Annotated in this window: 7 protein-coding genes; all 7 read right to left on the bottom strand. The window is 66.9% G+C overall.

Annotation, left to right across the window (positions count from 1 at the left end; genetic code table 11):
• Nucleotides 1–73 precede the first annotated feature (73 nt).
• The 7 genes from pal to ruvB all read right to left on the bottom strand — a co-directional run bounded on the left by pal (nt 74) and on the right by ruvB (nt 6,009).
• On the bottom strand, nt 74–592 hold the full coding sequence (gene pal, locus ABGA94_RS15075) for a peptidoglycan-associated lipoprotein Pal (RefSeq protein ID WP_005418510.1): 519 nt from the start codon (nt 590–592) through the stop codon (nt 74–76).
• A 64-nt stretch (nt 593–656) separates the two neighbouring features.
• Nucleotides 657–1,976, bottom strand: a complete 1,320-nt coding sequence (gene tolB / locus ABGA94_RS15070; RefSeq protein ID WP_005418511.1) for a Tol-Pal system beta propeller repeat protein TolB — start codon at nt 1,974–1,976, stop codon at nt 657–659.
• Nucleotides 1,977–2,259: 283 nt separating this feature from the next.
• The gene (gene tolA, locus ABGA94_RS15065) at nt 2,260–3,315 is read right to left on the bottom strand and encodes a cell envelope integrity protein TolA (RefSeq protein WP_375367674.1); all 1,056 of its coding nucleotides are present in this window, start codon (nt 3,313–3,315) and stop codon (nt 2,260–2,262) included.
• Nucleotides 3,305–3,733, bottom strand: a complete 429-nt coding sequence (tolR, locus tag ABGA94_RS15060) for a protein TolR (protein WP_065178901.1) — start codon at nt 3,731–3,733, stop codon at nt 3,305–3,307. The genes tolA and tolR overlap by 11 nt, the downstream gene beginning before the upstream one ends.
• A gap of 24 nt (nt 3,734–3,757) precedes the next feature.
• Nucleotides 3,758–4,537 carry a protein TolQ gene (gene tolQ / locus ABGA94_RS15055; RefSeq protein ID WP_005410752.1) on the bottom strand — a complete coding sequence of 260 codons (780 nt, stop codon included), beginning with the start codon at nt 4,535–4,537 and terminating at the stop codon, nt 3,758–3,760.
• Nucleotides 4,538–4,547: 10 nt separating this feature from the next.
• Nucleotides 4,548–4,979: a tol-pal system-associated acyl-CoA thioesterase gene (ybgC, locus tag ABGA94_RS15050; protein ID WP_005418514.1), complete on the bottom strand. Its 432-nt coding sequence runs from the start codon at nt 4,977–4,979 to the stop codon at nt 4,548–4,550.
• The gene (gene ruvB / locus ABGA94_RS15045; RefSeq protein ID WP_005418515.1) at nt 4,969–6,009 is read right to left on the bottom strand and encodes a Holliday junction branch migration DNA helicase RuvB; all 1,041 of its coding nucleotides are present in this window, start codon (nt 6,007–6,009) and stop codon (nt 4,969–4,971) included. The genes ybgC and ruvB overlap by 11 nt, the downstream gene beginning before the upstream one ends.
• Nucleotides 6,010–6,115: the final 106 nt, after the last annotated feature.

Raw genomic sequence — 6,115 nt, 5'->3', positions numbered from 1 at the left:
GTGCGTGCGCCGGTGCGGCAGCCACGAGGGCTGCCGCAACGACCAGCATCAGTTTGATGCCAATGCGCATGGATTACTGCGCGGTGTAGACGATTTCGACGCGACGGTTCTGCGACCAGCACGACTCGTTCGACTCGGTGCAGACCGGACGCTCTTCACCGTAGGACACGACGGTCAGCTGCGAAGCCGAACCACCGTTGGCCTGCAGGGCCGAGCTGACGCCGTTGCCACGACGCTCGCCCAGGGCCTGGTTGTACGCGCGCGAACCGCGCTCGTCGGTGTGGCCCTGCAGGGTGATGCGCGAGGACGGACGGTCACGCAGGTACTTGGCGTGGCACGCCATGATGGCCTGGAATTCCGGCTTCACGTCTTCCTTGTCCAGGTCGAAGTAGACCACGCGCTGGCGCAGGCAAGCGTCGGTGTCCAGGTCGCCCGGGCCGTACAGGCCGGAGGTCGACGGACCGGTCGGGGTGGTGGTCGAGGTGCCGGTGTCGACCGGGGCTGCCGGCTCTTCCTTCACCTTCTTCGAGCAACCGGCCAGGACGGCCACAGACAGCAGGGAAACAAGCAGAACGCGGGTGGACTTGTTCATGGCGATACCTTTGTGGCTCCTAAGCCGATGAGGGGTTCAAGACAACGAAAATATTAACACTCTTTTAGCGCTGGGTACGGTATGGGGACCATGCCGGTTCGCGCACATCACCGTCAGCCAGGACCAGGCGCTGGCGAACCCGCGCATCGGCCGAAACGGCATACAACACACCACGGCCACCTTCGCGGGCGGCGTACAGCACCATGCTTGCGTTGGGCGCAAAGCTCGGAGATTCATCCAGCGAACCCGGGGACAGCGTGCTCCAGCGCGGCGAGCCCAGCGAGCTGTCCATCATCGCGATCTTGTAGCTGTTGCCCGAGCCCTGGGCGACGGCGATCTTCTTGCCATCGTAGGACACCGACGGCTTGGCATTGTAGTTGCCCTGGAAGGTCACGCGCTCGGCGCTGCCGCCGCCGGCACCGACCTTGTAGACCTGCGGACGGCCGCCGCGATCGGAGGTGAAGTACACCGCGCTGCCGTCCGGTGCCCAGGTCGGCTCGGTATCGATGGCGAAGTGGTTGGTCAGCTGGGTCAGCTGCTTGCTGCCCAGGTCCATCACGTAGATTTCCGGGTTACCGGAGCGCGACAGGGTCAGGGCCAGCTTGCGGCCGTCCGGCGAGAACGCCGGGGCGCTGTTGATGCCGCGGAAGCTGGTGACCAGCTCGCGCGCACCGGTACCGATGTTCTGGATGTAGATGGCCGAATTGCCACGCTCGAAGCTGACGTAGGCCAGCTTGCTGCCATCCGGACTCCACGACGGCGACAGCAGCGGCTCGGCCGAGCGCACGATGGTCTGCGGGTTGAAGCCATCGGAATCGGCCACCATCAGCGCGTAGCGCATGGCGTCGCCCTTGCCACTGGCGGTCACGTAGGCGATGCGGGTCCAGAAGGCGCCGCGCACACCGGTGATCTTTTCGTAGATGGCGTCGGCCATCTGGTGGGCAACGTCGCGCATGGCATTGCCACGGGCGGTCATCGCCAGGCCCAGCAGGCGCTCGCCCTTGGGCACGTCGAACAGTTCGTACTCGACGCGGTAGGCACCGGCACCGGCATCAAGCACGCGGCCGACCACGATGTAGTTCTGCTTCAGCGCGCGCCAGGTCGCGAACTGGATATCCCCCCCCCGCACGGGCTTCTCGACGATCTGCGCTTCCGGCAGCGTGCGGAACTGGCCCGAACGCTCCAGATCGGCACGGACCACGCCGGCGACGTCGGTCTGCGGAGCGGCCGACGAACCCTGATAGGGCATCGGTACGATGGTGATCGGCAGCGCGGAGGCATTGCCGCCGATGATGTCGATATCCAGCCCCTTCTGCTGCGCGACGGCAGCAAAGGGCAGCAACAGGGCCGCAAACACGGCAAGCCAGCGAGGCATCTTTTTCATGGAGCGCTCAATAAGGGGAAACCGGAACGAGGGATAACAAAGCGGGAGTGAACCGCTTCGCAATCATGAACCAAGGGTACGTGAATTCCGGGTCAGTTCCAGCCCGTCTTCTCACGCACCGTTAACGTCGTGGCTAACATCGCACCGTCTGCCCTGGTCACGCCGCCCCGGAGGACGGTGTTCGACAGCAGCCCACAGCCTGCCCGGTCGAAACCGAGCACACCAGAGGCAAGCGCGACAACCGTGGGCGCGGTTGGCCCGAGAGCCTCCCTGGCCGGCTGCCTCAGCGATCCTGGGCAGTAAAAGTGAAGTTGAGCGTGCGTGCGAACACCGACTCGAAGCCACGGTACGGCAGGGGCTGCGCGTTGAGCACGGCGGCCTCGATCGAACGCTTGCCGGCCTCGTCGTACGGGCAGTTCGGGCTGACCTTGGCCTGCATCACCGTGCCACCCGGAATCTGGGTGATGGTGATCTGGCAGCGCTGGCCCAGCGGCACCGTGTCCGGCCGCACCCACTGCGACAGCACCTTGGCCTGGATCGCCGCGGCGTACTTGGCCGAAAGATCATCGCTGTTGCCACCACCACCGGCAGCCGGCTGGGACGCACCGCTGGAACCGGCTGCGGCACTGCCGGCGGCATTGCGCGCAGCAGCCACCTGGCGCAGCTTCTGCTCGGCCAGCTTGGCTTCCTTCTCGGCCTGCTCACGACGGGCACGTATCTCGGCGATCTTCTTCTGCTTCTCGGCCTCGGCCTTGTCCGCGGCCTGACGCGCCTGATCGGCCAGCTTCTTCTTCGCGTCTTCTTCCTGCTGCTTGGCCAGGCGCAGCTTCTGCTCGGCCTCTTCCTGGCGCTTGCGTTCGGTCAGGTCGATCTGCTCCTGGCGGCGCTTGGCTTCCTGCTCCTGCCTGGCCTTCTCCTGCGAGATGGCCAGCGCACTCACCGCTTCCTGGTCCTTGGTATCCGGCTGCGCGACGCGCTCCTGCGCCTGTTGCTGCTGCGGCGTGGGGGCGTCCTGTGGGCGCGGCTCGGGAATCGGCTGCGGCGGCGGAACGGTGTCTTCCGGCACCGGGATCGGCTCGGCCACCGGCGGCGGCAGGTCCTCCAGCTTTTCGGACTGGCGCAGGGCCTGGCGGGCGGCGGACGCCTCGGACGCGGACAGGGCCAGGCTGGCCTCCACCGACGGATCACCGGCGGCGGCGGCGGTGTTGCGCTCGGGCGACCAGAACCAGGCCACGATGAAGACCAGCGCGACCAGCAGGTGCACCAGCAACGCCAGCGCCAGGGGCAGGCCCCAGCCGGGCTCGCGCTGCTGTGGAGGTGGCAGGGCGTCAGCGTGCATCGGTGGCCAGGCCTACCTTGTCTACCTTGGCGCGCTTGATCACATCCATCGCGGCGATGACCTTTTCATAGGCCACGGTACGGTCGGCGGCGACGATCACGCGCACGCCCTTGTCCTGGGCGGCGATGCCGGCCAGGCGGCCTTCCAGTTCCTCGGCCGACACGGCGATCGGCTCCTTGGCGTCGGGCAGCTTCAGGCTGAGCTGGCCGTCCTGGCGCACCGAGACGATCACCGGGTCCTGCTTGCTTTCCAGCGCCTTGGCGTTGGATTGCGGCAGGTCGACGTCGAAGCTCAGGGTGAGCAGCGGCGCGGTGACCATGAAGATGATCAGCAGCACCAGCATGACGTCGATGTAGGGAACGACGTTGATTTCCGATTTCAGCTTGCGGCGCTTGCGGCGACCGATGGCAGCGGACATGGCTTGGACTCCCGGGTCAGGCGCTTACTCGTCGCCAGCGCTCTGGCGCTGCAGGATGGAGCTGAACTCTTCGGCGAAGGTCTCGAACCGCACCGACATGCGCTCCACGCGGGTGGTGAAGCGGTTGTAGGCCCACACCGCCGGGATCGCCACGAACAGGCCGATGGCGGTGGCGAACAGGGCTTCGGAGATACCTGGCGCGACGGCGGCGATACCGGCCTGCGCACCGCTGCTGATCATGTCGTGCATGGTCACCATGATGCCGAACACGGTACCGACCAGGCCCACGTACGGGGCAGTCGAACCGATGTTGGCCAGCAGTTCCAGGTTGCGCTCAAGCTGGTCCACTTCGCGGGTGTAGGTGGTGCGCATGGCACGCTGCGCGCCTTCCAGCTGCGCACGGCCATCCAGGCGGCGCTTGTCGCGCAGGCGGGTGTACTCGCGGAAACCGGCTTCGAAGATGGCTTCCAGGCCGGTCACGCTGCGGCTGCGGTCGGTGGCGGCGCTGTACAGCTTGCCCAGGTCGGCGCCGGACCAGAAGCGGTTCTCGAACTCGTCGGCTTCGCGGGTGGCCTGCTTGAACACGCGGGCCTTGCGGAAAATGATCACCCAGCTGACGAACGAGCCGACCAGCAGCAGCAGCACGATGATCTTCACCGGCAGGCTGGCCTTGGCCATCAGCTCGAGGTAGTTGATGCCGCCGCCGGTGGTGGCCTGGGCAAGGGTCTGTGTCGCGGCGTTGCTGACGTCGGCCGGCAGTGCCTCGGTGACCGTGGCCTGCAGGGCCAGGAGCGTTGCGATCATCCGTTGTTCCTCAGTGTTCGGATTCGGGGTGGAGGTGGGGTTGCAGCATGGCAAGGACGGCCTCGTCCATGCCACGCGGGCGGAAACTGGCCGCTTCCAGTGCGGCGATGCGGACCTGGGCCGACAGCAGCAGCTCGCCGTCGCGCAGGATCTGCTGGTCGAAGACCATGCTGGCCTTCTTCAGCTGGACCAAGCGGGCGCTCACCTGCAGGGTGTCATCCAGCCGTGCCGGCCTGATGAAATCCATCTGCATCGAACGCACTGCGAAGACCATCCCGTGCTCGGCGCGCATGCGCTCCTGGCCGTAGCCGAGCGCACGCATCCATTCGGTCCGTGCCCGTTCCATGAAGGCGACGTAGCGGGCGTGGTAGACCACGCCGCCTGCGTCGGTATCTTCCCAGTAAATGCGTGTCGGCCAACTGAATAGTGGCTCAACCGACATCGGGAACCTCCGCGAACAGGTCCTGCGGCGGGTTCTTCGGCTTCAGGCCCATGTGCCGGTAGGCCTTGTGGGTGGCCATGCGGCCGCGCGCGGTGCGCACCAGGAAGCCCTGCTGGATCAGGTACGGCTCGACCACGTCTTCCAGCGTGCCGCGCTCTTCGGACAGCGCCGCGGCCAGCGATTCGATGCCGACCGGGCCGCCGTCGAAGTAGTCGACCAGGGTCTTGAGCAGGCGCCGGTCGAGCTCGTCGAAGCCCTCCGGATCAACCTTGAGCATTTTCATCGCGGCCTGTGCCACGGCCTCGTCGATGTGGCCGCCCGCCTTCACCTGCGCATAATCGCGCACGCGGCGCAGCAGGCGGTTGGCGATACGCGGGGTGCCGCGCGCGCGGCGCGCGATCTCGCCGGCGCCATCGGCGGTGCAGTCGATGCCGAGGATGGTGGCCGAGCGGCGCACGATCCGGGTCAGCTCTTCGACGCTGTAGAACTCCAGGCGCTGGACGATGCCGAAGCGGTCGCGCAGCGGCGCGGTCAGCAGGCCGGCGCGGGTGGTGGCACCGATCAGGGTGAACGGCGGCAGGTCGATCTTGATCGAACGGGCCGCGGGGCCCTCACCGATCATGATGTCGATCTGGAAGTCTTCCATCGCCGGGTACAGCACTTCCTCGACCACCGGCGACAGGCGGTGGATCTCGTCCACGAACAGCACGTCGTGCGGCTGCAGGTTGGTCAGCAGTGCGGCGAGGTCGCCGGCCTTCTCGATCACCGGGCCGGAGGTCACCCGCAGGGCCACGCCCAGTTCGTTGGCGATGACGTGGCTGAGCGTGGTCTTGCCCAGGCCGGGCGGCCCGAAGATCAGCACGTGGTCGAGCGCGTCGCCACGCCCCTTGGCCGCTTCGATGTAGATCTCCATCTGCTCGCGCACCGGGGCCTGGCCGAGATAGTCGGCCAGGCGCTTGGGGCGGATGCTGGCGTCGGCGGCGTCATCCTCGCGGGTGGCGCCGGCGCCGATGATGCGGTCGTCGGTCATGCCGTGATTATGCGGTAAATAGTTGCATTCCGGGGCCGGAAGCACGGTAGTGCCGGCCGCTGGCCGGCAACCCCATGAACACCGGTGGTGCGGCGGATGCCCGCCA

The sequence above is a fragment of the Stenotrophomonas sp. 3diitr2024 genome (assembly GCF_042136455.1).
In the GTDB taxonomy this organism is placed as follows: domain Bacteria; phylum Pseudomonadota; class Gammaproteobacteria; order Xanthomonadales; family Xanthomonadaceae; genus Stenotrophomonas; species Stenotrophomonas sepilia.
The sequence above is the reverse complement of the archived record's forward strand: the minus strand, read 5'-3'. Positions and strand labels throughout refer to the sequence as shown.

Excerpts from the sequence above, each read along its gene's own strand:
- pal (WP_005418510.1), bottom strand. The coding sequence starts at position 592 with ATGAACAAGTCCACCCGCGTTCTGCTTGTTTCCCTGCTGTCTGTGGCC.
- tolB (WP_005418511.1), bottom strand. The coding sequence starts at position 1,976 with ATGAAAAAGATGCCTCGCTGGCTTGCCGTGTTTGCGGCCCTGTTGCTG.
- tolA (WP_375367674.1), bottom strand. The coding sequence starts at position 3,315 with ATGCACGCTGACGCCCTGCCACCTCCACAGCAGCGCGAGCCCGGCTGG.
- tolR (WP_065178901.1), bottom strand. The coding sequence starts at position 3,733 with ATGTCCGCTGCCATCGGTCGCCGCAAGCGCCGCAAGCTGAAATCGGAA.
- tolQ (WP_005410752.1), bottom strand. The coding sequence starts at position 4,537 with ATGATCGCAACGCTCCTGGCCCTGCAGGCCACGGTCACCGAGGCACTG.
- ybgC (WP_005418514.1), bottom strand. The coding sequence starts at position 4,979 with ATGTCGGTTGAGCCACTATTCAGTTGGCCGACACGCATTTACTGGGAA.
- ruvB (WP_005418515.1), bottom strand. The coding sequence starts at position 6,009 with ATGACCGACGACCGCATCATCGGCGCCGGCGCCACCCGCGAGGATGAC.